We start from the raw sequence: 24,919 nt of genomic DNA, 5'->3' as shown, positions 1-24,919 counted from the left end.
TCTCTGTGAAACTCCGCGAATTCAGAGCGCCAGGCGCGCGACGGCGAAGAGGCCGGTCGCGGCGAGCGCATACATCAGGCAGGTCATGCCGAGGATCAGGACCTTCTCCCAGATCCCGTGGACGTAGTCCTCGACCAGGGTCTGGAAGCCGTCCTTGAAGTGCAGGCAGGTGACGAGGATCGTCAACGCAGCCACGATCGCCGGGAAGGGCCGGGCGAAATAGGCCGTCACCTCTTCGTAGCTGCCGCCGAGCGTCGGGCCGAAGGTGAAGACGAACAGCGGCACCAGGATCAGCAGACCCACGGATTGCACCTTCATGCGCCAGAAATGCGCGGTGCCGGATTTCGCGCTGCCCCAGTTCTCGGCGCGCTTGCGGTCGGTCATATAAGCCATGTCTCGCGCCTCCTTCAGACGATCAGGGCGGTCAGGACGGTCAGCACGACCGATCCGCCGACGACGGCCCAGCCCAGCTTCTCGGCGGTCTCCAGCTCGAGCATCCGCGCGCTGTCCCAGACCAGGTGCCGGATCCCGGCGAGGAAGTGATACCAAAGCGCCCAGAGCGACAGGAACATCACCAGGTCACCGAACCAGCTGGTCACGAAACCGTCGGCCGTTGCAAAGGCCTCGGGGCCCGAGGCGGCGGCGATGAACCACCAGACGATCATCAGGATCGCGACGATCAGCGCATTGCCGGTGATGCGGGTCAGGATCGAGGTGACGGAGGTGAGCTGCGGGCGGTAGACCTGCAGATGCGGCGAGAGGGGCCGGTTGCCCCGATTCACGTCGGCCATGGACTAGTCCTTTCGGTTCCCTTGCTCGGGGTTCTAATCGAAATTGCCGCGCTGTCACGCGCTCATCGGGAAAATTGAGCCGGTTTGACGCGGTTTCAGGCCGGGTTTCCGGCTTAGTGATCACAAGGCCGATACGTGTGATCACAGAAAACGCCCCTGACGGAAATCCCCGCGAATCCGTTGGCGTTAACAGTCCGCGCCCCCTCGGACGGGGGCGCGCGGGGGCTTCCGGGCCCGGTCTCAGACCGGCATCAGCGCCCAGTAATCGAGGTCGAGAAGCACCCCCGGCAGGTAGCGCCCCGAGGCATCCTTGAGGTCGCCCGGCGCCGCTTCCTTGGTCGCCACAAGCCGCAGCCGGATCGCGCCGACGCCCGGCGCTTCGGTCTCGGCGGTGTCCAGCACCTCGGACCAGGCGCGCAGCGTGTCGCCGGCGAAACAGGGGTTGGCATGGCTGCCCGCGTTCAGCCCCGCGACGAGCTGCGCATTGGCGAGCCCGTTGAAGGAGAGCGCCCGCGCCATGGAGATCACATGCCCGCCGTAGATCAGCCGCTTGCCGTCCTCGCGCTGGGTGGCGTCGAAATGCACCTTGGCGGTGTTCTGCCAGAGCCGGGTGGCGATCATGTGCTCGGCCTCCTCGACGGTGACGCCGTCGACATGGTCGATCACCTCGCCGGGGCGGTAGTCGCCCAGCCGGTGCGGCTCTCCGGCCAGCGAAAAGTCGTAGCCGGTGAAATCGAGCCCCGGCGGCACCGCGAGGTCAGCGGCCGAGAGCGCGGGCGCCAGCTCGGGCACATGCGGCTCGGGCGCGGGCGCGACGGGGTCGCGCTTGTTCACCATGACCCAGCGGACGTAGCTCATCACTCGCGCGCCGTCCTGGTTCAGCCCTTCGCTGCGGACCCAGACGATGCCGGTGCGGCCGTTGGAGTTCTCCTTCAGCCCGATCACCTCGGAGCGGGCGCGCAGGGTGTCGCCCTCGAAGACCGGCTGGTGCCAGCGCCCCTCGGCGTAGCCCAGGTTGGCCCGGGCGTTCAGCGAGATGTCCGGCACGGTCTTGCCGAAGACCACGTGGAAGGCGACCAGCGGGTCGATCGGGCTTTGCGCCAGCCCCGAGGCGCGGGCGAAGGCATCCGAGGAGCAGAGCGCGTGCCGGTCGGGATAAAGCGCGTGATAAAGCGCCCGCTCGCCCGCGCCGACGGTGCGCGGCACCGCGTGGTCGATCACCTGGCCGACGCGGTAATCCTCGAAGAAGCGGCCCGCGTTGGTCTTGCTCTTGGGCTCGCTCATTGCGCGCCCAGCTTCATCTCGGGGTGGTAGTCGCCCGGCGCCTCCTTCACCACCGCCTGGCCGCAGCGCATCACGCCGTTGGCCGCGTCGAAGGCATAGGTCGGATCGCCGTAAAGCTCCCAGCCCTTGGACAGGGCCTCGGAGACCTTGTGGCAGAAGGCGGAGGTGTCGTCCTCGCTGAGGAAGCGGTAGAGTTTCATGGTCTCACCTCGGAGATTGTCAGGAGGGGAAGGGCCAGACGCCCAGCCAGGCGTGCACGCCGGTGATCACCGTGAAGACCACGAGCGTCACGATCACCAGGGTGACGTCCTTCTTGGCGGGGCCCGGTTCGGGGCGGTCCCAGGTGGTGCTGCGGTTGATCACCACGACCTCGGCCACGGCCCAGGCCAGCATCGAGCCGAAGAGCAGGATCGAGGCCAGGTCGCCGTTGACCAGCAGATGCGCCACTGCCCAGACCTTCACGGCGGTGAGCTGCGGATGCCGCATCTTGCCGCGCAGCCGGCCCTTGGTGGCGCTCATCCCGAAGAGGAAGACCGCCCCCAGCATCAGCAGGTTGTTGATGTGGACCATGAAGGCCGGCGGGCTCCAGACCGGGATGAAGGCCGCGCCCCGGTAGCCCAGGACGATCAGCGCGAGCCCCGCGAAGACGCCCGCGGCGACCAGCCCCTTGCCGGCGCCGCCCAGCCCTTCGAAGGCCGTGGGCGCGGCGCGTTTGAACAGATGGGCCGCGCTCCAGAGGAGGATGCCGAGGACAAGCAGAACCATGGGGATCACCCTTTTTCGATGGCGTCGATTGCCTCTGCTTGTGCCAAGAGTTTGCGGGCCGTGTCTACGTGCAGATTCTCCACGATCTTGCCGTCGACCACCGCGACCCCCTGCCCTTCGGCCTTGGCGGCCTCATAGGCGGCGATCTGGCGGCGGGCGAGGTCGAGGTCATCTTCCGAAGGTCCAAAGGCGGCATTGGCGGTCTCGACCTGGGCGGGATGGATCAGCGTCTTGCCGTCGAAGCCCATGTCGCGGCCCTGGCGGCATTCGGCCGCGAGCCCTTCGGTGTCCTTGAAGGCGTTGTAGACACCATCGACCGCCGCGATGCCATAGGCACGGGCGGCGAGCAGGCACTGGCCCAGCGCCGGCAGCATGGCGAGCCGGTCGGGCGTGGCCCGGGCACCCAACTCCTTCACCAGGTCGTTGGTGCCCATGACGAAGCCGTCCATCAGCGGATGGGCCGCGATCTCGCCGGCGTTCAGGATGCCGCGCGGGGTCTCCATCATCGCCCAGAGCCGCGCCTCGCCGGTGATCCGCGCCAGCGCATCGAGCTGGGCCGTGCTTTCGACCTTGGGCAGGAGCACCGCGTCGGCCTGCATCCCGGCAGCCGCGCGGGCGTCGTCTGCGCCCCAGTCGGTCTCGAGCCCGTTGATCCGCACGAGCTTCAGGCGCAGGCCAAAGCCGCCTTTCTCCAGCTCCTCGGCGAGCGTCGCGCGGGCGGCAGCCTTCTCCTCGGGCGAGACCGCGTCCTCGAGGTCGAAGATGATCGCATCCACCGCGAGGCCCCGCGCCTTCTCGATCGCCCGGGGTTTGGAGCCGGGAATATACAGCACCGATCGAAGCGGACGGGTCATCATGGCGGGGCCTCTCTGGATTGCGCGCGAAATAATGTTGCGCGGAGACAGCCAGTTTTTGACGAAACATTCAAGGAGAAATTGCCGCGGTGCAGAGAGGTGGGCGGGGGTGGTCGGTTGGGGGCGGTGAAGGGCGCGCTTTTTGCGGAGCAGACGGCACGTCATTGAAAGGCGTGATGCGGCCCACTTCTCACCTCAACCACCCAAGCCCGCCCCCCTTCCCGCGCGGAATAGCCGGCCGCAGGCCGCCGCGCATCGCCGGGCCGGCCGGACGGCACGGCGATTTGGTGGAGCGAGGCACGCCGCCAGACCCTCTTCCAAACATAGCTGCTATAAAGCGCCGCCGCCCGACCGTCGGATCGCCGCGCCCCGGCCCGGCGCTGCGCGGCTCCACACCCCTCACGTCAGCGCGTCGAAGATCAGCTTGCTCCCGGTCACCGCCAGCAGGACATACGTCACCCCGAAGAAGACCCGCTCGGGCACCAGCCGATGCGCGCGGATGCCGAGCCAGGTGCCCAATAGCGCTGCGGGCACCAGCGCCAGCCCGAGCAGCAGCGTCTCGCGGCTGAAGATGCCCATCGCCCCGTAGATCCCGACCTTGGAGAGGTTGATCGCCCAGAAGACCAGCACGGTGGAGGCCTGGAAGGCCGTCTTGTCGAGCTTCCGGCCCAGCAGGTAGACCGCCGCCGCCGGCCCGCCGGCATGGCTCACGAAGGAGGTGAAGCCCAGCGTCACCCCCGCCAGCACGCCCGCGCGGCGCCCCATGGCGCGCTCGATCCGCACCAGCCCGGACTTCTGCGCCCAGGCCCAGCCGATGAAGAGCAGGCAGACCAGCCCGATCACCAGCCGGATCGCATCGGCGCTGGTCCATTGGTAGAACAGCGCCCCGAGCCCCACGCCGGGCAGTCCCGCGTAGATCAGGAGCCGCGATTCGGGCCAGCTCCAGCGCCGCCAGTAGGCCGGCAGGCTGACCACGTCGATCACCATCAGAAGCGGCAGCATCAGCCCCAGCGCCGCGCCGGGTTCGAGTACCAGCGCCAGAATCGAGGCCGAGGCAAAGGCCGCCCCGGAGCCGAATCCGCCCTTCGAGATGCCCGCGAAGATCACCGCGGGCACGGCCAGGGCAAAGACCGGCCAGCTTAGAATCTCCATGTGAAAACGGTCCTGAAATCAACAGCGTCGGGCCAGTGTTAGCGGCGGCGTGCGGCGGTGAACAGCCCCGCACCCGGGGCTCCGGGGGCACCACGGCCCGAGGGGCAGGCTTGCGCGCGGGGATTTCATTGCTTACGCCAGCGGGCGACATTTGACCCAACCGGAGAACTTTCCATGGCCAGACCCAAGATCGCGCTGATCGGTGCGGGGCAGATCGGCGGCACGCTCGCGCATCTCGCCGCGCTCAAGGAACTCGGCGACGTCGTGCTCTTCGACATTGCCGAGGGCACGCCCGAGGGCAAGGCGCTCGACATCGCGGAATCCGGCCCCGCCGAGGGCTTCGACGCGCATCTCAAGGGCACCTCGGACTATGCCGACATCGCCGGTGCGGATGTCTGCATCGTGACCGCCGGTGTCCCGCGCAAGCCGGGCATGAGCCGCGACGACCTGCTGGGCATCAACCTCAAGGTCATGAAGGCCGTGGGCGAAGGCATCCGCGACAACGCGCCGGACGCCTTCGTGATCTGCATCACCAACCCGCTGGACGCCATGGTCTGGGCGCTGCGCGAGTTCTCGGGCCTGCCCCACGCCAAGGTCTGCGGCATGGCCGGCGTGCTGGACAGCGCGCGCTTCCGCCACTTCCTGTCGCTGGAGTTCGGCGTCTCGATGAAGGACGTCTCGGCCTTCGTGCTGGGCGGCCACGGCGACACCATGGTGCCGCTGACCCGCTATTCCACCGTCGCCGGCGTGCCGCTGCCGGACCTGGTGAAGATGGGCTGGACCACCCAGGACAAGCTCGACGCGATCGTGCAGCGCACCCGTGACGGCGGCGCCGAGATTGTGGGCCTCCTGAAGACCGGCTCGGCCTTCTACGCGCCCGCCACCGCGGCGATCGAGATGGCGGAAGCCTACCTGAAGGACCAGAAGCGCGTCCTGCCCTGCGCGGCATGGTGCGACGGCGAGTTCGGCCTGAAGGGCATGTATGTCGGCGTGCCGACCGTGATCGGCGACGGCGGCGTCGAGCGCATCGTCGAGATCGAGATGAACAAGGACGAGAAGTCCATGTTCGACAGCTCGGTCAACGCGGTGAAGGGCCTGGTGGACGCCTGCAAGGGCATCGACGAGACCCTGGCCTGAGCGATCTGGCTTAGAGACTTCGGAGAAGGGGCTGCCGCGGGCGGCCCCTTTTCTTTTGGGCGGTTGGTTTTCTTTTTTTGCGATGGGCGTCCGGTTCTCTTGGGCGACGGGGCGTCCCGACGCGCCTTCCGTCAGGCGAGCCCCAGCGCCCGGTCGAAGCCCTCGGGCGACAGATCGAAGCCCTCTCCGAACAGCGCCCGCGCGGCGCCTGCCGGGTCGCAGGGCATGGGTTCGAGCAGACCTTCGGACCGCAGAGCCTCGGCCTCCGCCGCGCCCAGGACCCGCAGCCGGTCGTGCAGTGCCCCCGCCGCGGCACGCCCGCCCGCCTCGGTCACATGGGCGATCTGCGCCGCGCGGAACCGCTGCGCCGGGCGCGCAGCGTCATAGAGCCCCTGCTCCGCGTAGCGCATCAGCTTGGCGCTCCAATGCGCCCGGGTGAGCCCGTCGAAATGCACGATCCGCGCGTCAGACATCTCCGTGATCCGCGCCACGGGCTCGCGGCGCGGCGCGTGCAGCCCGAGCCGCAGCCCGCGCCCGGTGCGCGTCACGCTCTTGCCCAGCGCATGGCCGCAGAACCCCCGGTCGGTGAAGCGCATGACCTCGGGGCCGAGCCGCGCCCGGACGGCGGGCCGCGGTCCCGGCACCTGCCAGCGCAACACGCCCTCGAAGATGGTGCGCGGCGGCGGTCCCGCGAGCCAGGCGCGTTCGCCGTTGGCGATGCGCAGGCTGTCGACCTCGGGCGGCTGGGCGGCGAGCCGCGCGGCGAACTCCGGCGCGGCCAGGAACTCATCGGCATCGACGTGCAGGAGCCAGTCGACCGGCAGCGTGGCATAGGCGTGGTCGATGTTCATCCGCTGCCGCCGGTTGAGGTGGTCGGGCCGCCGCCGGCGTCCGAGGGTGCGGAGATAGAACTCCGCGTCCGCGCGGATCAGCTCGACGCCCGGAAGGTCGGACAGGAGCGCCTCGGCCTCGGGCGCGGGGCGGTCGAGGTAGAGCCGCACGGAGCTCGCGCCGAGCGAGAGGTAATGCGCCACGAAACCGGCCAGGAGCGCGGGCGGCTCGGCGACCGTGGCGGCGACGCCCCAGCGGGTCATGCGCGGCTCCGGGCGGGCGGCGCCACGGGCCGCCCGCGGAGGCCACAACGCGCGCCAACCCCACCCCAGAAACGGGTGGCGAACCTCTCGATATGACGCGCAGGACGGGCTTTCATCGCGCCAAGCTGCGCGCTGGCGCCCGGGCTGTCAAAACGCCGAACCGCCTTTCCCGCCCCGGTGATGCAGCGCCGCACGGGCTCATGCGCGACCGAGTCACGCAGGGCGCGCAACTTGTGATCACAGCCGCAAAGCCAGTGATCACAAATGTCGGTTTTTTGTCGTGTTAGCGCCCGTCCATCACGATTTGACTGCAAGTGCCCCCGCGCGATTGGGTATAGCGGCACGAAAGGCAGTAACACGGGACGGATGACATGAATATCCACGAGTATCAGGCCAAGGCGCTCCTGCGCAGCTATGGCGCGCCGGTCTCGGATGGCCGCGTCGTGCTGAAGGCGGCGGATGCCAAGACCGAGGCCGCGAATCTCGACGGCCCGCTCTGGGTGGTGAAGGCCCAGATCCACGCCGGCGGCCGCGGCAAGGGCAGCTTCAAGGAGGCCGACGCCGGCGAGAAGGGCGGCGTGCGCCTGGCCAAGTCGGTCGAGGAGGCCGCCGAGGAAGCCCGCAAGATGCTCGGCAAGACGCTGGTCACGCATCAGACCGGCCCGGCGGGCAAGCAGGTAAACCGCATCTACATCGAGGACGGCTCGGACATCGAGCGCGAGTTGTACCTCGCGCTGCTGGTCGACCGGGTCACCAGCCGGGTGTCCTTTGTCTGCTCGACCGAGGGCGGCATGGACATCGAGGAGGTCGCCGCCTCCACGCCCGAGAAGATCCTGTCGTTCAGCGTCGATCCCGCGACCGGCTACCAGGCCTTCCACGGCCGCCGCATCGCCTTTGCGCTGGGGCTCGAGGGCCAGCAGATCAAGCAATGCGTCAAGCTGATGGGCATCCTCTACACCGCCTTCGTCGAGAAGGACATGGAGATGCTCGAGATCAACCCGCTGATCGTCACCGACAAGGGCGACCTGAAGGTGCTCGACGCCAAGCTCTCCTTCGACGGCAACGCGCTCTACCGCCAGTCCGACGTGGCCGAGCTGCGCGACGAGACCGAGGAAGACCCCAAGGAGCTCGAGGCCTCCAAGTACGACCTGAACTACATCGCGCTCGACGGTGAGATCGGCTGCATGGTGAACGGCGCGGGCCTGGCCATGGCGACCATGGACATCATCAAGCTCAACGGTGCCGAGCCGGCGAACTTCCTCGACGTGGGCGGCGGCGCCACCAAGGAGAAGGTGACCGAGGCCTTCAAGATCATCACCTCGGACAAGAACGTCAAAGGCATCCTGGTGAACATCTTCGGCGGCATCATGCGCTGCGACGTGATCGCCGAGGGCGTGGTCGCCGCGGTCAAGGAAGTCGGCCTGAAGGTGCCGCTGGTGGTGCGCCTCGAGGGCACCAACGTCGAGAAGGGCAAGGAGATCATCAACACCTCCGGTCTCGACGTGATCGCCGCCGACGACCTCAAGGACGGCGCCGCGAAGATCGTGAAGGCGGTGAAGGGGTAAGGCGCCCTGAGGCGCGTGCCGGCGGGTCTTCCGTCGCGCGGGCCCTGGCGAAGGGACGGAAACGGGTCGATGACCATGGCAGTCGCAGTGAACAAACCTAGGGTCCCGGGGGTTCGTCCCTCGAACCTCGGGGCGCTCCGCGCCCCGGTCCCGACGGTTCTGCACCGCCTGCGCGTGCCGCGCGCCGCGCCGGTCCACCGCCTGCCAAGGAGCCTTGCCATGTCGCGCCTCTTTCCGTCCAAGACCCCCGATCTGCCCAGCCTGCCGCGCTCCGCGCCGAGCTACACGCCGTTCCTCCTGGGCCTGGCCCTGGTGGGATGCGGGCTCGCGCTGCGGCGCAGCGACCCCGCGCCCCTGCGCCTGCCGGAACCCGGCGGCGCGCCCGAGGCGCGCAAGGCGAGATCCGGCCGCGACGCGGCCCGCGTGGCGCGCGACGGTATCGCGCGTTTCATTCCATCCAATCTGACCGGGTCGCTCGGCCGCACGCTCATCCTGATGGGAGGCGCGACCATCGCCGTCCGCGCCCTCGACGAGCTGGTGGACGACGACCAGGCCGAATACTGACTGAAACACCGGCGGGCCGGACAGGGCCCGCCAGAGGGACGAAGGAACTCAAATGGCCGTTCTCGTAGACGAAAACACCAAGGTGATCTGCCAGGGCCTGACCGGCTCGCAGGGCACCTTCCATTCGGAACAAGCCATCGCCTACGGCACCAAGATGGTCGGCGGCGTGACGCCGGGCAAAGGCGGGCAGACCCATCTCGACCTGCCGGTCTTCAACTCCGTGCACGAGGCCCGGCACGCCACCGAGGCCAATGCGTCGGTGATCTACGTGCCGCCGCCCTTCGCCGCGGATTCGATCCTCGAGGCGATCGACGCCGAGATGGAGCTGATCGTCTGCATCACCGAGGGCATCCCGGTCGCCGACATGATGAAGGTCAAGCGCGCGCTGGAAGGCTCGAAGTCGAAGCTGATCGGCCCGAACTGCCCCGGTGTCATCACCCCCGACGCCTGCAAGATCGGCATCATGCCCGGCCACATCCACAAGCGCGGCAAGGTCGGCGTGGTCTCGCGCTCGGGCACGCTGACCTATGAGGCCGTGAAGCAGACCACCGACGTGGGCCTCGGCCAGTCGACCTGCGTCGGCATCGGCGGCGACCCGATCAAGGGCACCGAGCACCTCGACGTGCTGGAATGGTTCCTCGACGATCCCGAGACCGAGGCCATCATCATGATCGGCGAGATCGGCGGCTCGGCCGAAGAGGATGCCGCGCAGTTCCTCGCCGACGAGAAGAAGAAGGGCCGCTGGAAGCCCACCGCGGGCTTCATCGCCGGGCGCACCGCGCCTCCGGGCCGCCGCATGGGCCACGCGGGCGCGATCGTCGCTGGCGGCAAGGGCGGCGCCGAGGACAAGATCGAGGCGATGAACTCCGCCGGGATCGTGGTCGCCGACAGCCCCGCCACCCTCGGCGAGGCGGTCCTGGCCGCGATCGACAAGGGCTGAGGCCCGCAGGAACGTCGCACCGTCCCGGGCCCGGTCCCGGGGCGGCGCACCCGCAAGAGCCTCCCGACCGGCGCCCGCAAGGCGGACCCCGCTCCGGAGGCTTCAAGACGGCAAACCCGGGAAGGACCCCTCGCCCATGCTGACCGCCGCGACATCCCGCGCGGGCGCCCGACGCGCCCCGGACCCGGCCCGAGGCCCGGCCCAGAGCGGCGCCGCGCCGCCCGGTGCCTCCGGTTCCACCCTCGTTTCCCCGTTGCCGGCGGCCCCCGGCGCGCACACATACGGTCCCCAGCCTCGTGAGGTGACACAATGACCGACCAGAGCCCCAACGATCAGTTCCACGCCTCGAGCTTCATGCAGGGGCACAACGCGGAATACCTCGAACAGATGTATGCCCGCTACGCCAACGACCCCAATGCGGTCGACGAGGCCTGGCAGCGCTTCTTCGAGAGCCTGGGCGACGACGAGAAAGAGGTGAAGCGCGAGGCCGCGGGCCCCTCCTGGGCCAAGCCCGGCTGGCCGCCGCAGCCGCAGGACGAGCTGACCGCCGCGCTGACCGGCGAATGGCCGATGCCGATGATGCCCGCCGAGGCCAAGGGCGCGGCCGACAAGATCAAGTCCCGCGCCGAGGACGCCAAGGTCGAGCTGACCGATGACGACGTGCAGCGCGCGGTGCTCGACTCGATCCGGGCGCTGATGATCATCCGCGCCTACCGCATCCGCGGCCACCTGGCCGCGCAGCTCGACCCGCTGGGCATGCGCAACATCGACGAGGAACACCCCGAGCTCGATTACCGCTCCTACGGGTTCACCGACGCCGACCTCGACCGGCCGATCTTCATCGACAAGGTGCTGGGCCTCGACATCGCCTCGCTGCGCGAGATCATCAGCGTGCTGAAGCGCACCTACTGCGGCACCTTCGCGCTGCAGTACATGCATATCTCCGACCCCGAGCAGTCGGCCTGGCTCAAGGAGCGGATCGAGGGCTACGGCAAGGAGGTGAAGTTCACCCGCGAGGGCCGGAAAGCCATCCTCAACAAGATGGTCGAGGCCGAGGGCTTCGAGAAGTTCCTGCACGTCAAATACATGGGCACCAAGCGCTTCGGCCTCGACGGCGGCGAAAGCCTGATCCCGGCGATGGAGCAGATCGTGAAGCGCGGCGGCGCGCTGGGGCTGCAGGAAGTGGTGATCGGCATGCCGCACCGCGGGCGGCTCTCGGTGCTGGCCAACGTGATGAGCAAACCCTACCGGGCGATCTTCAACGAATTCCAGGGCGGCAGCTTCAAGCCCGACGACGTGGACGGCTCGGGCGACGTGAAATACCACCTCGGCGCCTCCTCGGACCGCGAGTTCGACGGCAACGAGGTGCACCTTTCGCTGACCGCCAACCCCAGCCACCTCGAGGCGGTGAACCCGGTGGTCCTGGGCAAGGTCCGCGCCAAGCAGGACCAGCTCAAGGACCCGACCCGGACCAAGGTCCTGCCGGTGCTGCTGCACGGTGACGCGGCCTTCGCCGGCCAGGGCGTCGTGGCGGAATGTTTCGCGCTGTCGGGCCTGCGCGGTCACCGCACCGGCGGCACCGTGCATATCGTGGTGAACAACCAGATCGGCTTCACCACCGCGCCGCATTTCTCGCGCTCCTCGCCTTATCCGACCGACAACGCGCTGGTGGTCGAGGCGCCAATCTTCCACGTCAACGGCGACGACCCCGAGGCGGTGGTGCATGCCGCCAAGGTCGCCACCGAGTTCCGCCAGAAGTTCGGCAAGGACGTGGTGATCGACATCTTCTGCTATCGCCGCTTCGGGCATAACGAAGGCGATGAGCCGATGTTCACCAACCCCCTGATGTACAAGCAGATCAAGGGGCACAAGACGACGCTGACGCTCTATACCGAGCGGCTGGTCAAGGACGGGCTCATCCCCGAGGGCGAGATCGAGGACATGAAGGCCGCCTTCCAGTCCCACCTCAACGAGGAGTTCGAGGCCGGCAAGACCTACAAGCCCAACAAGGCCGACTGGCTGGACGGGCGCTGGTCGCACCTCGACAAGCAGAAGCAGGGCAAATACCAGCGCGGCAAGACCTCGATCAAGAAAGAGACCATGGAGGCCGTGGGCCGGGCGATGACCAGCCCGCCGGACGGCTTCCCGCTGCACAAGACCGTCGGGCGCCTGCTCGACGGCCGCAAGAAGATGTTCGAGACCGGCAAGGGCTTCGACTGGGCGACCGCCGAGGCGCTGGCCTTCGGCTCGCTCCTGACCGAGGGCTACCCGGTGCGCCTCTCGGGCCAGGATTCGACTCGCGGCACCTTCTCGCAGCGCCATTCGGCCCTGATCGACCAGGAGACCGAGGAACGCTACTACCCGCTGAACCACATCCGCGACGGCCAGGCCCGGATCGAGGTGATCGACAGCGCCCTGTCGGAATACGCGGTCCTGGGCTTCGAATACGGCTACTCGCTGGCCGAGCCCAACGCGCTGACCCTCTGGGAGGCGCAGTTCGGCGATTTCGCCAACGGCGGGCAGATCATGTTCGACCAGTTCGTCTCGTCGGGGGAATCGAAGTGGCTGCGGATGTCGGGCCTCGTCTGCCTCCTGCCGCATGGCTACGAGGGCCAGGGGCCGGAACACTCCTCGGCGCGGCTCGAGCGCTTCCTGCAGATGTGCGGCCAGGACAACTGGATCGTGGCGAACTGCTCGACCCCGGCGAACTACTTCCACATCCTGCGGCGCCAGCTGCATCGGTCGTTCCGCAAGCCGCTGATCCTGATGACGCCGAAGTCGCTCCTGCGGCACAAGCTCTGCGTCTCGGACGAGAAGATGTTCGTCACCGGCTCGTCCTTCCACCGCGTCCTCTGGGACGACGCCGAGGCGGGGCTGTCGGAGACCGAGCTGAAGCCCGACAGCGAGATCAAGCGCGTCGTGTTGTGCTCGGGCAAGGTCTATTACGACCTGCTCGAGGAACGCGACGCCCGCGGTATCGACGACATCTACCTGATGCGGATCGAGCAGTTCTATCCCTTCCCGGCGGTCTCGGCGGTGAACGAGCTGGAACGCTTCAAGCAGGCCGAGGTGATCTGGTGCCAGGAAGAGCCCAAGAACCAGGGCGCCTGGTCCTTCATCGAGCCCAACATCGAATGGGTCCTGGGCCGCATCGGCGCCGATTACCCGCGCCCGCGCTACATCGGCCGGCCAACCACGGCCTCGCCGGCGACCGGGCTTGCCAGCGCGCATAAGGCACAACAACAGGCGCTCGTGGACGAAGCGCTGACGATCGAAGGAAAGTGAGTGAGATGACCACCGAAGTCCGAGTGCCCACCCTGGGCGAATCCGTCTCCGAGGCGACCATTTCCACCTGGTTCAAGAAGCCCGGCGATCGCGTCGAGGCCGACGAGATGCTCTGCGAGCTCGAGACCGACAAGGTCACCGTCGAGGTGCCCTCGCCGGCCGCCGGCACGCTCTCCGAGATCGTCGCCGAGGAAGGCGCGACCGTGGGCGTCGACGCGCTTCTCGCCAATATCGAGGAAGGCGCGGGCGCAGGCGACGCATCCGCCAAGTCCGACAAGGGCGGCAGCGCCAAGGAGGCCGAAGCCAAGCCCGCCCAAGGCGCCGGCGATGCCGCGCCCAAAGCCGAGGACGGCGAAGGCGAGCGGGTCGACGTGATGGTCCCGACGCTGGGCGAGTCGGTCTCCGAGGCGACCGTCTCGACCTGGTTCAAGAAGGTCGGCGACAGCGTCGCCGCCGACGAGACGCTCTGCGAGCTCGAGACCGACAAGGTCTCGGTCGAGGTGCCCGCCCCCGCCGCCGGCACGCTCTCCGAGATCAGCGCCGAGGAAGGCACCACGGTCGAGGCCAACGGCCATCTCGCGGTGATCACCAAGGGCGCGGGCGCCGGCCAGTCCGAGGCCAAGCCGACCGCCGGCACCGCCCATGGCGGCGACGAGCCCGCCGCGCCCAAGGGTGACACCCAGTATTCCACCCCCGAGGCCGGCCAGGGCCGCGCCGACGTGGAGGATGCGCCCTCGGCCAAGAAGGCCATGGCCGAGAAGGGCGTGAGCCGCGACCAGGTCACCGGCTCGGGCCGCGACGGCCGGGTGATGAAGGCCGATGTCGATGCCGCCATCGCCGCGACCAAATCCGCCCCCGCGACCGAGGCCCAGGCCTCGAAGGCGCCCCGCGCCCCGGTCTCCGCCGAGGACGAGGCCCGCGAGGAGCGGGTCAAGATGACCCGCCTGCGCCAGACCATTGCGCGCCGCCTGAAGGACGCGCAGAACAACGCGGCCATGCTGACCACCTACAACGAGGTGGACATGACCGAGGTCATGGCGCTGCGCTCGGAGTACAAGGATCTCTTCGAGAAGAAGCACGGCGTGCGGCTCGGCTTCATGTCCTTCTTCACCAAGGCCTGCGCCCATGCGCTGAAGGAGGTCCCCGAGGTCAACGCCGAGATCGACGGCACCGAGATCATCTACAAGAACTTCGTGCACATGGGCATCGCCACCGGCACGCCCCAGGGCCTCGTGGTGCCGGTGATCCGCGACGCCGACAGCAAGAGCTTCGCCCAGATCGAGGGTGACATCGCCGACAAGGGCAAGCGCGCCCGCGACGGCAAGCTCTCGATGGGCGAGATGCAGGGCGGCACCTTCACGATCTCGAACGGCGGTGTCTACGGCTCGCTGATGTCCTCGCCGATCCTGAACCCCCCGCAGTCGGGCATCCTCGGCATGCACAAGATCCAGGAGCGGCCCATGGTGATCGGCGGCGAGATCAAGATCCGCCCGATGATGTACCTGGCGCTGAGCTACGATCACCGCATCGTCGACGGCAAGGGCGCGGTGACCTTCCTGGTGCGCGTGAAAGAGGCGCTCGAGGATCCCCGCCGCATGCTGATGGATCTGTGATCGGCGATGCCCGGCGGTCCGGCCAGCCCGGTTGAGCCTTCTCCGGCGGCGCACCCCGCGCCCGCCGGGGAAGACCGGCGCGCTCCCGCCCCCGGGCGGGCGCTGCGGCCATGAGCGCCGCACCGGGCATATCCGGCCGCGCCGCGGCCCTGGCCGCCCGCCGGGCCTTCCGGCCCGCGGGTTTCACCACTTTGGATGAAATCGGCCTCGATCTGCCGCTGGTCTCCCCCTACCAGCTGTCCTGCGGATCGGCCTCGGGGCCGATCCTGGTGTCCTACAACTTCCTCGATGCGCCGACCGCCAGGGCGCATCGCGACCGGCTGGCACGCGAGGGATATTTGCCCGAGATGCTCTTCAACCGGGTGCTCGACCGGGCGCTGGCCCTGGCCGGGCTGACCCGCGCCGAGGTCTATCTGACCCATGCCTTCCACGCCCTGCCCGCGACGCGCTCGGGCGCGGTGCCGCAGCGGCTGGTGAACGACTGCTTCGCGCGGATCACCCGACAGGAAATCGCGGGCCGCCCGACCCTCGCCCTCGGCCGCGCCGCCGCCGAGGCCTGCGCCGCGGCCCATGTGGCCCATACCGCCCTGCCCCATCCCTCGGCCCGCGGCCGGGACATCGAGACCAAGGCCCGTGCCATCGCCGGCGCGCTGGCCCAAGCCTGCCCCCGGAGGGCCGCATGACCCCCGAACTGACCATCCTGATCCTCGCGGCGCTGCTGCAATGCCTGCAGTTCGTGCTCTATGCCGTGCCCGCCAACCGCGAGATCGGCCCGGGCTACACGATGTCGGCCCGCGACCGCCCGCCCTCGCGCGAGATGAGCGCCCGCACCGCCCGGCTGGGCCGCGCCCTCGACAACCACTTCGAGGGGCTGATCCTCTTCTCGATCGCCGTCCTGGTGATCACCTATGCCGACAAGAGCGGGGCGGCGACCACGCTCTGCGCGGCGCTCTACCTCCTGGCGCGCATCCTCTACGTGCCGGCCTATTACTTCGGCCTGCGCCCCTGGCGCTCGCTGATCTGGATGCTGGGCTGGCTCGCGACCGTCGGGCTGTTGATCCTGGCGCTGCTATGAGCTTCTTCTTGACCTAACTTCCCCCCGGGAGGCGCGGAGCGCCCGGCAGGTCTGACGGCCCGCCCCGCCCCCGCGCCGCCCGGACCGACAACAGAAAGGACACCCATCATGGCTTCTTACGACGTCATCGTGATCGGCTCCGGCCCCGGCGGCTATGTCGCCGCCATCCGCGCCGCGCAGCTCGGCCTCAAGACCGCCTGCGTCGAGGGCCGCGAGACCCTGGGCGGCACCTGCCTCAACGTCGGCTGCATCCCCTCCAAGGCGCTCCTGCATGCCACCCACCAGCTGCACGAGGCCGAGCACAACTTCGCCAAGATGGGCCTCAAGGGCAAAAGCCCCTCGGTCGACTGGGAGCAGATGCAGAGCTACAAGTCCGAGACCATCGAGACCAACACCAAGGGCATCGAGTTCCTCTTCAAGAAGAACAAGATCGACTGGCTCAAAGGCTGGGGCTCGATCCCCGAGAAGGGCCGCGTCAAGGTCGGCGACGAGACCCATGAGGCCAAGCACATCATCCTGGCCACCGGCTCGGATGTCGCCACCCTGCCCGGCGTCGAGATCGACGAGAAGACGGTGGTCTCCTCCACCGGCGCGCTCTCGCTCTCCAAGGTGCCGAAGAAGATGGTGGTGATCGGCGCCGGCGTCATCGGCCTCGAGATGGGCTCGGTCTACGCCCGGCTCGGCACCGAGGTGACGGTGGTCGAATATCTCGACAAGATCACCCCCACGATGGACGGCGAGGTTTCCAAGCAGTTCCAGAAGCTGCTGCAGAAGCAGGGGCTGAAGTTCATCCTCGGCGCCGCGGTGCAGGGCGTGGAGGCGCTGAAGACCAAGGCCAAGGTCACCTACAGCCTGAAGAAGGACGACAGCGAAGAGGTGCTCGACGCCGATGTCGTGCTGGTCGCCACCGGCCGCAAGCCGGTGACCGAGGGCCTCGGCCTGAAGGAGCTCGGCGTCGAGGTGACCGACCGCGGCTTCGTGAAGACCGACGGCCACTGGCAGACCTCCGTCGAGGGCATCTACGCCATCGGCGACGCCACCGAGGGCCCGATGCTCGCCCACAAGGCCGAGGACGAGGGCATGGCCGCCGCCGAGGTCATCGCCGGCAAGGCGGGCCATGTGAACTACGGGGTGATCCCCAGCGTGATCTACACGCACCCCGAGGTCGCCGCCGTGGGCGAGACCGAGGAGCAGCTGAAGGAGGCCGGCCGCGACTACAAGCTCGGCAAGTTCTCCTTCATGGGCAACGGCCGCGCCAAGGCCAATTTCGCCGCCGACGGTTTCGTGAAGATCCTCGCGGACAAGAAGACCGACCGCATCCTCGGCGCCCATATCATCGGCCCGATGGCCGGCGACCTGATCCACGAGATCTGCGTCGCCATGGAGTTCGGCGCCGCCGCCGAGGACCTGGCCCTGACCTGCCACGCCCATCCGACCTACAGCGAGGCCGTCCGCGAAGCCGCCCTCGCCTGCGGCGACGGCCCGATCCACATGTGATCCCGGTCCCCCGGCGCGTCCCGCGCGCCGGGCCCACGCCGGACCCCAAAGCGCCCACATCCCAACACGCGCCACCCCCCGCAGCTTCAGCTTGGCAAAAATACCTCGGGGGTGAATGCGGGCCCAAAGGCCCGCTGAGGGGGCAGCGCCCCCCGGTCCGGGACGCCAGAGGCGGCCCGGACCCGCCCGCTGCGCCTGCCAAGGCGCAAAGGGCCAGACCCGCCCCCGCGCCGCCAAGGCGCGGGGACCGCCCAATAACCTTTCCGAAGAAAACCAGCGGCCCCCGCCGCCGGGGATCAGGCGCGCTTTTCGATCCGGGCGACGCCCAGGACGTCCAGCACCTTGGCCTCGATGTCCTCGGCGTTCAGCCCTGCGACCGCATACATGTCGCGCGGGCTGGCCTGGTCGATGAAGACATCCGGCAGCACCATGCTGCGGAACTTCAGGCCCTTGTCGAAGACACCCTCCTCGGCGAGGAGCTGCGCCACATGGCTGCCGAAGCCGCCGACGGCGCCTTCCTCGATGGTGATCAGCGCCTCGTGATCCTCGGCCAGCCCCAGGATCAGCTCCCGGTCGAGCGGCTTGGCGAAACGCGCATCGGCGACGGTGGGCGTGATGCCGCGCGCCTCGAGCGCCTCGGCGGCCTCGACCACCTCCTTGAGCCGCGCGCCGTAGGACAGAAGCGCCACCCTTGCGCCCTCGCGGATCATTCGGCCCTTGCCGATCTCCAGGGGTGCGCCGCGCTCGGGCATCTCGACGCCGGCGCCCTCGCCCCTTGGGTAGCGGAAGGCGATGGGGCCCTCGTCATGCGCCGCGGCGGTGGCCACCATGTGGCGCAGCTCGGCCTCGTCGGCGGCGGCCATGACGGTAAAGCCCGGCAGGTTGGCGAGGTAGGCCACGTCGTAGCTGCCCGCGTGGGTGGCGCCATCGGCGCCCACCAGCCCGGCGCGGTCGATTGCGAAGCGCACCGGCAGGCGCTGGATCGCCACGTCGTGCACCACCTGGTCGAAGCCGCGCTGCAGGAAGGTCGAATAGATCGCCGCGAAGGGCCGCATGCCGCCGGCGGCGAGGCCCGCGGCGAAGGTCACCCCGTGCTGCTCGGCGATGCCCACGTCAAAGCAGCGCGAGGGATAGCGCTCGGCCAGGAGGTTCAGCCCGGTGCCGTCGGGCATGGCGGCGGTCACCGCGCAGATCCGGCTGTCCTCCTCGGCGAGCTGCACCAGGCTCTCGCCGAAGACCTTGGTGTAGGACGGCGCGTTCGAGGGCGCCTTCTTCTGCTCGCCCGAGCCCACGTCGAACTTCGCCGTGGCATGGCCGCGGTCGGGGCGGCCCTCGGCGGGGGCGTAGCCCTTGCCCTTCTGGGTGATGCAATGAATGAGGATCGGCCCATGCGCCCGCGCCTTCACGGTGCGCAAGACCGGCAGGAGGCTCTCCATGTCGTGGCCGTCGATCGGCCCGATGTAGGAAAAGCCCAGCGCCTCGAAGAGCGTGCCGCCGACGGCCATGCCCTTGATCATGTCCTTGGCGCGCCGCGCCCCCTCGCGGAAGGGTTCGGGCAGGAAGCTCACCGCGCCCTTGGCGACATCCTTGAGCGAATGGAAGGGCGCCTCGGCGTAGAGCCGCGACAGGTAGGAGGACATCGCCCCCACCGGCGGGGCGATCGACATCTCGTTGTCGTTCAGGATCACGATCAGCCGCTTGCCGAGGTGGCCGGCGTGGTTCATCGCCTCGTAGGCCATGCCCGCCGACATGGCCCCGTCGCCGATCACCGCGATGGCGTCGCCATGGCCGGTCTCGGAGGCGCCGCCGAGGTCGCGCGCCACGGCAAAGCCCAGCGAGGCCGAGATCGAGGTCGAGCTATGCGCCGCGCCGAAGGGGTCATAGGGGCTTTCCGCGCGCTTGGTGAAGCCCGAGAGCCCGTCCTTCTGGCGCAGGGTGCGGATCCGGTCGCGGCGCCCGGTCAGGATCTTGTGGGGATAGCTCTGGTGGCTCACGTCCCAGACGATCTTGTCGCGCGGCGCGTCCCAGACCGCGTGCAGCGCCACGGTCAGCTCCACCACGCCAAGCCCCGCGCCGAGGTGCCCGCCGGTCTCGGAGACCGCCGAGATGGTCTCGGCGCGCAGCTCCTGGGCAAGCTGGCGCAGCTCGCCGTCGGTGAACGACTTCAGGTCGGCGGGCGTGGTGACCCGGTCGAGCAAGGGGGTGGTCGGACGGTCGGACATCTCGGTTCAGCTTCCTCTTGCGGGGCCTCGGACCCTGGGTCGGGCGGCAGGCCCGCCCAGGGGCGCCTCTGGCAGATGCGCGCGCCCCTGATCTAGCTCTTGCGGGCGATAACGAAGCGCGCCGCCTCGATCAAGCCGCGCGCCTCGGCACCATAGGGGGCCAGCGCCGCCTCGGCCTCCTCGATGAGCGATCTGGCGCGCGCCCGCGCGCCGTCCAGCCCCAGGTGCGACACGAAGGTCGCCTTGCCGCGGGCGGCGTCCTTGCCGGCGGCCTTGCCCATGGCCGCGGCGTCGCCCTCGACGTCGAGGATGTCGTCGGCGATCTGGAAGGCCAGCCCCAGGGCAGCGGCATAGGCGCGCATCGGCCCGCGCTCGGCACCGGCGAGCCGCGGCCCGGCCTCGGCGGCCCAGGAGATCAGCGCCCCGGTCTTGCCGGCCTGGAGCGCGGTGATCTCGGCGAGGCTCAGGGGCGTCCCGGCGCTTTCGGCGGCGATGTCGAGCGCCTGGCCCCGCACCATGCCGCCCGCGCCAGCCGCCCGCGCGAGGCTCAGCGCCAGGTCGGCGCGCACCGCGGGGTCGGCATGGGTCTCAGGCGCCAGGCAGAGCTCGAAGCCCAGCGCCTGCAGCGCGTCGCCCACCAGGATGGCGGTGGCCTCGTCCCATTTGCGATGCAGGGTCGGCTGGCCGCGGCGCAGGTCGTCGTCGTCCATGGCGGGCAGGTCGTCATGGACCAGCGAATAGGCATGCACCGCCTCGATCGCCAAAGCCGGGTTCAGCGCCGCCTCGACGCCATGCAGCCGCGCCCCCTCGAGCACGAGGTAGCCGCGCAGCCGCTTTCCGCCCCGGGTCGCATAGCGCATCCCGGCATCAAGCGGCGCTTCGCCGCCGGCTGCAAACAGATCCGCGAATCCCGCGGCGATGCGGTCCTGCGCCTGGCTCAAGCCGCTGTCGAACATCCTGGCCGTCAGAGCCCCTCGACGGGCTGGGTGCCCTTGGGCTGGCCTTCGGCGTCGAGCGTGATCGCCGCGACCTTCTCCTCGGCTTCCTTGAGCTTGGCCTCGCAGCGCTTCTTCAGCGCCGCACCGCGCTCGTAGAGCTTGATCGACTGCTCCAGCGCCACATCCCCGCGTTCGAGCTGGCCCACGACCTCCTCGAGGGCGCGCATGGCCTCCTCGAAGCTCATCTCCTCGACGGGTTTGTCCTCTGCGCTCATCGGCCGGCCTCCATCAACGCCGCGACATGCGCGGCCCCGCTTTCGCTCAGTGCCTGAAGATCATACCCGCCCTCGAGTGTCGAGACCACGCGCCCGCCGCAGACCTCGGCGGCGACGGCGCAAAGCTGCTCGGTCAGCCAGGTGAAATCCTCGGTCTGCCAGTTGAGATTGGCCAGCGGGTCGCGGGCATGGGCGTCGAACCCCGCCGAGAGGATGATCAGCTCGGGCCGGAAGCGCCGGAGCCGCGGGAAGACCCGGTCGGTGTAGAGCGCGCGCATCTCCGCCCCGCCGGTGCCGGGCGCGAGCGGCAGGTTCATCACGTTGTCATGGGCGCCGGTCTCCTGCGCCGCCCCGCTGCCGGGCCAGAGCGGCGACTGGTGCGAGGTCACGGTCAGCGCCCGGCGCTCGTGCCAGAGCAGATCCTGCGTGCCGTTGCCGTGATGCACGTCGAAATCCACCACCGCGACCCGCGCGAGCCCCAGCGCGTCGAGCGCGTATTTCGCCCCGATCGCGGCATTGCCGAAGAAGCAGAAGCCCTTGGCGGTGGCGCGTTCGGCGTGGTGGCCGGGCGGGCGCATGGCGCAGAAGGCGTTGTCGACCTCGCCGCCGACGACCATCTCGACGGCCTTCAGGACCCCGCCCACCCCGCGCCGCGCGGCATCAAGCGCCCCGGGCGTCAGATAGGTGTCGCCGTCGATCGGGTGGAAGCCGCGCGCCGGCACATGGGATTCGAGCGAGCCGATATAGGCCGGCGGGTGGCAACGCTCGATCTCGGCATCCTCGGCCAGGGGCGAGCGCACGCGCAGAAGGTCGAACTCCGCCAGCGCCGCGAGAAGATGCTCGATCCGCGCCACCCGCTCGGGGTGGCCCTGGGGCGTGACATGGCCGCGCGCGGCGTCATGGGTGATGAGGGCAGTCGCCAAGGCGCATCCTTTCGAATTCCGCCCTGACCAAAGCGCGATTTCCCCCGAAGAGCAAGCCGCCGCCCCCGCCCCCTCGCACCAAGCCCGGCAACCAAAAGTGCGCCCGCCCAACAAGCACCACGCCCCCCAGGCCTGACCGGGCCGGAAATACTCCGGGAGCGCGAGGGCAGAGCTCTCGCTCCGGCCGGGCGGGCCTCGATGGCCCGACCGGACGGATGGCCAGCCCAAACGCAAAAAGGGAAAGCACAGGCCCAAAACACCCAAAGCCCAGCCCCCGGCCTTACCGGGCCCAAAATACTCCGGGAGCGCGAGGGCAGCGCCCTCGCTCCGGCCGGGCGGGCCTCGATGGCCCGGCCGGACAGACACCGCGCCCCTAGTCGCGCCCGAGCCGCAGCCCGCGGGGCAGTTCGAAGCCGCGCAGGAAGGCCTCGGCCTCCTGGGCGCCGCGGCCGGCCTTCTGGGCGCGGGTGATCTCCACCGCGCCGCTGCCGCAGGCCACGACGAAGCCGCCCGAGAGCACCTCGCCGGGTGCGCCGGAGCCTTGGGTCACCCGGCTGCCCAGGAGCTTCACCCGCGCGCCCTCGACCTCGGTCCAGGCGCCCGGGAAGGGCGAGAGGCCGCGGATCTGCCGGTCCACGGCCGCGGCCGGGCGGGTCCAGTCGATCTCGGCCTCGGACTTGTCGATCTTCTCGGCGTAGATCACCCCGTCGTCGGGCTGCGGCTCGGGGGTGAGCTGGCGCAGCCGCGAGAGCGCCTCGACGATCATCCGCGCGCCCATCTCGGAGAGCCGGTCGTGCAGGGTCTCGGCGGTCTCCTCCGAGGCGATCTCGGTCGCCTCGCTCATCAAGACCGGCCCGGTGTCGAGCCCGGCCTCCATCTGCATGATGGCGATGCCGGTCATCCGGTCCCCGGCGAGGATCGCGCGCTGGATCGGGGCGGCGCCGCGCCAGCGCGGCAGGAGCGAGGCATGGATGTTCAGGCAGCCGAACTCCGGCGCATCGAGCACCGGCTGCGGCAGGATCAGCCCGTAGGCCACCACGACCGCCACATCGGCCTTGAGCGCGGCGAACTCGGCCTGCGCCTCGGGGTTGCGCAGCGAGGCGGGGTGGCGCACCTCGAGGCCCAGCGCCTCGGCGCGGGCCTGCACCGGGCTCGGGCGGTCCTTGCGGCCGCGTCCGGCGGGCCGGGGCGGCTGGCAATAGACCGCCGCGATCTCGTGGCCGGCGGCGGCCAGGGCCTCGAGCACCGGCACCGAGAAGTCCGGCGTGCCCATGAACACGACGCGCATCGCGTCCTCCCTACGAGTTACAGTGCCCCGGGCATATCGCGCGTGGCGCGGTGTTGGAAGGCCGGGGTCAGCCGTATTTGCGGATCTCCCCGCGGCGCAGTTTCTCGGCGTAGCGGGCCAGCTCGCGCTTCACCACCGGCATCAGGAAATAGAGCCCGATGACGTTGAAGATCGCCATGGAGAAGAGCGCCGCATCCGAGAAGGCGATGACCGGATCGAGGCTCGCCGCCGCGCCGATCACCACGAAAAGGCAGAAGATCGCCTTGAAGACCAGCTCCTTGCCCTGGCCCTCGCCCAAGAGGAAGGTCCAGGCCTTCAGCCCGTAGTAGGACCAGCTCAGCATGGTCGAGAAGGCAAAAAGCACCACCGCCACGGCCAGGAGCACCGGGAACCAGGGGAAGGCGGTCGCGAAGGCATCCGAGGTCAGCGCCACGCCCTCGGCCCCGGTCTGGGTGACGATCTGGCCGTCCTCGATCAGGAAGAGCCCGGTCTCGGGGTCGGTGACGAGCTGGCCCGAGATGATGATCACCAGCGCGGTCATCGTGCAGATCACCACGGTGTCGATGAAAGGCTCGAGCAGCGCCACGAAGCCCTCGGTGATCGGCTCCTTGGTGCGCACCGCGGAATGCGCGATGGCGGCCGAGCCGATGCCCGCCTCGTTGGAGAAGGCGGCGCGGCGGAAGCCCTGGATCAGCGCGCCGACCATGCCGCCGGCGACGCCGAGCCCGGTGAAGGCGCCCTCGATGATCTGCCCGAAGGCCGCTCCGACCTGGTCGATATTGGCCAGGATGATGACCAGCGCCGCGGTGACGTAGAAGATGCCCATGAAGGGCACGACCTTTTCGGTCACCCGGGCGATGGACTTCAGCCCGCCGATGATCACCACGCCCACGAGCGAGGCGAAGATCACCCCGGTGATCCAGCCCGGGTAGTCGCCGACCACCCCGGCGATCTGCTGGTGTGCCTGGTTGACCTGGAACATGTTGCCGCCGCCCACGGCGCCGAGAAGGGTGAAGATCGAGAAGCCCACCGCCAGCGCCGTGCCGCCGCGCAGCCCGCGTTCCTCGAAGCCCTTGGTCAGGTAGTACATCGGCCCGCCCGAGACCCGGCCGTCGGGGTATTCGTTGCGGTATTTCACCCCGAGGGTGCATTCGGTGAACTTCGTGGCCATGCCCAGAAGCCCCGCCAGGACCATCCAGAAGGTCGCCCCCGGCCCGCCGATGCCGATGGCCACCGCGACGCCCGCGATATTGCCGAGGCCCACCGTGCCCGAAAGCGCGGTCGCCAGCGCCTGGAAGTGGCTGACCTCGCCGGCGTCATTGGGGTCGGAGTAATCGCCCCGCACCAGGCGGACCGCATGGCCGACCCAGCGGAACTGCACGAAGCCGAAGTAGAGCGAGAAGACCAGCGCCGCGATGACCAGCCAGCCGACGATCCAGGGCACCTCGGTGCCCGGCAGATTGGCGAAGATCAGGTTCACATACCATCCCGTGGCGTTCTCGAAGCCCGCGTTGATGCTGGCGTCGAGCCCCTGGGCCCGTCCCGCCCCGGCGGTCAGGGCAAGGCTCGCGGCGGCGAGGGCGGCGGTTCGGAGGGGATGGGGCATGGCCTGGCTCCTTCGGGATGTCAGCGGCGGCGCGGCGCGCGGCCGGGGGTC

The 24,919-nt window shown here is 69.3% G+C and carries 23 protein-coding genes; 9 read left to right on the top strand and 14 right to left on the bottom strand.

The window, feature by feature from the left end; translation table 11 throughout:
* Positions 1 to 21: 21 nt before the first annotated feature.
* From sdhD to LR948_RS09330, 7 genes are all read right to left on the bottom strand, one after another.
* Positions 22 to 393, bottom strand: a complete 372-nt coding sequence (sdhD, locus tag LR948_RS09360) for a succinate dehydrogenase, hydrophobic membrane anchor protein (protein ID WP_232753744.1) — start codon at positions 391 to 393, stop codon at positions 22 to 24.
* 14 nt (positions 394 to 407) lie between these two features.
* On the bottom strand, positions 408 to 791 hold the full coding sequence (sdhC, locus tag LR948_RS09355) for a succinate dehydrogenase, cytochrome b556 subunit (RefSeq protein WP_232753743.1): 384 nt from the start codon (positions 789 to 791) through the stop codon (positions 408 to 410).
* A 240-nt stretch (positions 792 to 1,031) separates the two neighbouring features.
* Positions 1,032 to 2,075: a MaoC family dehydratase gene (locus LR948_RS09350; RefSeq protein WP_232753742.1), complete on the bottom strand. Its 1,044-nt coding sequence runs from the start codon at positions 2,073 to 2,075 to the stop codon at positions 1,032 to 1,034.
* Positions 2,072 to 2,275 carry a DUF1737 domain-containing protein gene (locus LR948_RS09345; protein WP_232753741.1) on the bottom strand — a complete coding sequence of 68 codons (204 nt, stop codon included), beginning with the start codon at positions 2,273 to 2,275 and terminating at the stop codon, positions 2,072 to 2,074. The genes LR948_RS09350 and LR948_RS09345 overlap by 4 nt, the downstream gene beginning before the upstream one ends.
* Before the next feature lie 19 nt (positions 2,276 to 2,294).
* On the bottom strand, positions 2,295 to 2,840 hold the full coding sequence (locus LR948_RS09340; protein WP_232753740.1) for an NnrU family protein: 546 nt from the start codon (positions 2,838 to 2,840) through the stop codon (positions 2,295 to 2,297).
* Between the two features lie 5 nt (positions 2,841 to 2,845).
* The gene (locus tag LR948_RS09335; protein ID WP_232753739.1) at positions 2,846 to 3,697 is read right to left on the bottom strand and encodes a CoA ester lyase; all 852 of its coding nucleotides are present in this window, start codon (positions 3,695 to 3,697) and stop codon (positions 2,846 to 2,848) included.
* Positions 3,698 to 4,093: 396 nt separating this feature from the next.
* Positions 4,094 to 4,846, bottom strand: coding sequence for a sulfite exporter TauE/SafE family protein (locus LR948_RS09330; RefSeq protein WP_232753738.1), 753 nt, complete (start codon positions 4,844 to 4,846; stop codon positions 4,094 to 4,096).
* Positions 4,847 to 5,020: 174 nt separating this feature from the next.
* Between LR948_RS09330 and mdh the strand changes: the two genes are divergently transcribed.
* Positions 5,021 to 5,983, top strand: a complete 963-nt coding sequence (mdh, locus tag LR948_RS09325; protein ID WP_232753737.1) for a malate dehydrogenase — start codon at positions 5,021 to 5,023, stop codon at positions 5,981 to 5,983.
* 131 nt (positions 5,984 to 6,114) lie between these two features.
* Here mdh and LR948_RS09320 read toward each other — a convergent pair whose 3' ends face one another.
* A complete protein-coding gene (locus LR948_RS09320; protein WP_232753736.1) occupies positions 6,115 to 7,077 on the bottom strand; it encodes a glycosyltransferase family 2 protein in 963 nt (320 codons plus the stop codon).
* 371 nt (positions 7,078 to 7,448) lie between these two features.
* Between LR948_RS09320 and sucC the strand changes: the two genes are divergently transcribed.
* The 8 genes from sucC to lpdA all read left to right on the top strand — a co-directional run bounded on the left by sucC (position 7,449) and on the right by lpdA (position 17,616).
* Complete coding sequence (sucC, locus tag LR948_RS09315) at positions 7,449 to 8,642, top strand: ADP-forming succinate--CoA ligase subunit beta (RefSeq protein WP_232753735.1); 1,194 nt, start codon at positions 7,449 to 7,451, stop codon at positions 8,640 to 8,642.
* A 219-nt stretch (positions 8,643 to 8,861) separates the two neighbouring features.
* Positions 8,862 to 9,206 (top strand): hypothetical protein, encoded by a 345-nt coding sequence (locus tag LR948_RS09310; RefSeq protein ID WP_232753734.1) that lies wholly within the window; start codon positions 8,862 to 8,864, stop codon positions 9,204 to 9,206.
* A gap of 52 nt (positions 9,207 to 9,258) precedes the next feature.
* Positions 9,259 to 10,146 carry a succinate--CoA ligase subunit alpha gene (gene sucD / locus LR948_RS09305; protein ID WP_232753733.1) on the top strand — a complete coding sequence of 296 codons (888 nt, stop codon included), beginning with the start codon at positions 9,259 to 9,261 and terminating at the stop codon, positions 10,144 to 10,146.
* Positions 10,147 to 10,455: 309 nt separating this feature from the next.
* Positions 10,456 to 13,431: a 2-oxoglutarate dehydrogenase E1 component gene (locus LR948_RS09300; RefSeq protein WP_232753732.1), complete on the top strand. Its 2,976-nt coding sequence runs from the start codon at positions 10,456 to 10,458 to the stop codon at positions 13,429 to 13,431.
* Positions 13,432 to 13,436: 5 nt separating this feature from the next.
* On the top strand, positions 13,437 to 15,044 hold the full coding sequence (odhB, locus tag LR948_RS09295) for a 2-oxoglutarate dehydrogenase complex dihydrolipoyllysine-residue succinyltransferase (protein WP_232753731.1): 1,608 nt from the start codon (positions 13,437 to 13,439) through the stop codon (positions 15,042 to 15,044).
* Between the two features lie 110 nt (positions 15,045 to 15,154).
* Entirely contained in the window at positions 15,155 to 15,727 is a 573-nt protein-coding gene (locus tag LR948_RS09290; protein WP_232753730.1) for a hypothetical protein, read from the top strand.
* Positions 15,724 to 16,119, top strand: a complete 396-nt coding sequence (locus LR948_RS09285; RefSeq protein WP_232753729.1) for an MAPEG family protein — start codon at positions 15,724 to 15,726, stop codon at positions 16,117 to 16,119. The genes LR948_RS09290 and LR948_RS09285 overlap by 4 nt, the downstream gene beginning before the upstream one ends.
* Before the next feature lie 108 nt (positions 16,120 to 16,227).
* Entirely contained in the window at positions 16,228 to 17,616 is a 1,389-nt protein-coding gene (gene lpdA, locus LR948_RS09280) for a dihydrolipoyl dehydrogenase (RefSeq protein ID WP_232753728.1), read from the top strand.
* 296 nt (positions 17,617 to 17,912) lie between these two features.
* Here lpdA and dxs read toward each other — a convergent pair whose 3' ends face one another.
* From dxs to LR948_RS09250, 6 genes are all read right to left on the bottom strand, one after another.
* Entirely contained in the window at positions 17,913 to 19,838 is a 1,926-nt protein-coding gene (gene dxs, locus LR948_RS09275) for a 1-deoxy-D-xylulose-5-phosphate synthase (protein ID WP_232753727.1), read from the bottom strand.
* 92 nt (positions 19,839 to 19,930) lie between these two features.
* Positions 19,931 to 20,794 carry a polyprenyl synthetase family protein gene (locus LR948_RS09270; protein WP_232753726.1) on the bottom strand — a complete coding sequence of 288 codons (864 nt, stop codon included), beginning with the start codon at positions 20,792 to 20,794 and terminating at the stop codon, positions 19,931 to 19,933.
* An 8-nt stretch (positions 20,795 to 20,802) separates the two neighbouring features.
* Positions 20,803 to 21,051, bottom strand: a complete 249-nt coding sequence (locus LR948_RS09265; RefSeq protein WP_232753725.1) for an exodeoxyribonuclease VII small subunit — start codon at positions 21,049 to 21,051, stop codon at positions 20,803 to 20,805.
* Positions 21,048 to 21,974: a histone deacetylase family protein gene (locus tag LR948_RS09260; protein WP_232753724.1), complete on the bottom strand. Its 927-nt coding sequence runs from the start codon at positions 21,972 to 21,974 to the stop codon at positions 21,048 to 21,050. The genes LR948_RS09265 and LR948_RS09260 overlap by 4 nt, the downstream gene beginning before the upstream one ends.
* A 373-nt stretch (positions 21,975 to 22,347) precedes the next feature.
* The gene (gene fmt / locus LR948_RS09255; protein WP_232753723.1) at positions 22,348 to 23,262 is read right to left on the bottom strand and encodes a methionyl-tRNA formyltransferase; all 915 of its coding nucleotides are present in this window, start codon (positions 23,260 to 23,262) and stop codon (positions 22,348 to 22,350) included.
* Between the two features lie 67 nt (positions 23,263 to 23,329).
* Entirely contained in the window at positions 23,330 to 24,868 is a 1,539-nt protein-coding gene (locus LR948_RS09250; RefSeq protein ID WP_232753722.1) for a sodium:alanine symporter family protein, read from the bottom strand.
* Positions 24,869 to 24,919 lie beyond the last annotated feature (51 nt).

Source organism: Roseivivax sp. GX 12232 (assembly GCF_021272185.1).
In the GTDB taxonomy this organism is placed as follows: domain Bacteria; phylum Pseudomonadota; class Alphaproteobacteria; order Rhodobacterales; family Rhodobacteraceae; genus Roseivivax.
This window is presented reverse-complemented; position numbering and strand designations above follow the sequence as displayed.

Bases quoted from the DNA above. Each gene is read 5' to 3' on its own strand.
- sdhD (WP_232753744.1), bottom strand. From the start codon at position 393: ATGGCTTATATGACCGACCGCAAGCGCGCCGAGAACTGGGGCAGCGCG.
- sdhC (WP_232753743.1), bottom strand. From the start codon at position 791: ATGGCCGACGTGAATCGGGGCAACCGGCCCCTCTCGCCGCATCTGCAG.
- LR948_RS09350 (WP_232753742.1), bottom strand. From the start codon at position 2,075: ATGAGCGAGCCCAAGAGCAAGACCAACGCGGGCCGCTTCTTCGAGGAT.
- LR948_RS09345 (WP_232753741.1), bottom strand. From the start codon at position 2,275: ATGAAACTCTACCGCTTCCTCAGCGAGGACGACACCTCCGCCTTCTGC.
- LR948_RS09340 (WP_232753740.1), bottom strand. From the start codon at position 2,840: ATGGTTCTGCTTGTCCTCGGCATCCTCCTCTGGAGCGCGGCCCATCTG.
- LR948_RS09335 (WP_232753739.1), bottom strand. From the start codon at position 3,697: ATGATGACCCGTCCGCTTCGATCGGTGCTGTATATTCCCGGCTCCAAA.
- LR948_RS09330 (WP_232753738.1), bottom strand. From the start codon at position 4,846: ATGGAGATTCTAAGCTGGCCGGTCTTTGCCCTGGCCGTGCCCGCGGTG.
- mdh (WP_232753737.1), top strand. From the start codon at position 5,021: ATGGCCAGACCCAAGATCGCGCTGATCGGTGCGGGGCAGATCGGCGGC.
- LR948_RS09320 (WP_232753736.1), bottom strand. From the start codon at position 7,077: ATGACCCGCTGGGGCGTCGCCGCCACGGTCGCCGAGCCGCCCGCGCTC.
- sucC (WP_232753735.1), top strand. From the start codon at position 7,449: ATGAATATCCACGAGTATCAGGCCAAGGCGCTCCTGCGCAGCTATGGC.
- LR948_RS09310 (WP_232753734.1), top strand. From the start codon at position 8,862: ATGTCGCGCCTCTTTCCGTCCAAGACCCCCGATCTGCCCAGCCTGCCG.
- sucD (WP_232753733.1), top strand. From the start codon at position 9,259: ATGGCCGTTCTCGTAGACGAAAACACCAAGGTGATCTGCCAGGGCCTG.
- LR948_RS09300 (WP_232753732.1), top strand. From the start codon at position 10,456: ATGACCGACCAGAGCCCCAACGATCAGTTCCACGCCTCGAGCTTCATG.
- odhB (WP_232753731.1), top strand. From the start codon at position 13,437: ATGACCACCGAAGTCCGAGTGCCCACCCTGGGCGAATCCGTCTCCGAG.
- LR948_RS09290 (WP_232753730.1), top strand. From the start codon at position 15,155: ATGAGCGCCGCACCGGGCATATCCGGCCGCGCCGCGGCCCTGGCCGCC.
- LR948_RS09285 (WP_232753729.1), top strand. From the start codon at position 15,724: ATGACCCCCGAACTGACCATCCTGATCCTCGCGGCGCTGCTGCAATGC.
- lpdA (WP_232753728.1), top strand. From the start codon at position 16,228: ATGGCTTCTTACGACGTCATCGTGATCGGCTCCGGCCCCGGCGGCTAT.
- dxs (WP_232753727.1), bottom strand. From the start codon at position 19,838: ATGTCCGACCGTCCGACCACCCCCTTGCTCGACCGGGTCACCACGCCC.
- LR948_RS09270 (WP_232753726.1), bottom strand. From the start codon at position 20,794: ATGTTCGACAGCGGCTTGAGCCAGGCGCAGGACCGCATCGCCGCGGGA.
- LR948_RS09265 (WP_232753725.1), bottom strand. From the start codon at position 21,051: ATGAGCGCAGAGGACAAACCCGTCGAGGAGATGAGCTTCGAGGAGGCC.
- fmt (WP_232753723.1), bottom strand. From the start codon at position 23,262: ATGCGCGTCGTGTTCATGGGCACGCCGGACTTCTCGGTGCCGGTGCTC.
- LR948_RS09250 (WP_232753722.1), bottom strand. From the start codon at position 24,868: ATGCCCCATCCCCTCCGAACCGCCGCCCTCGCCGCCGCGAGCCTTGCC.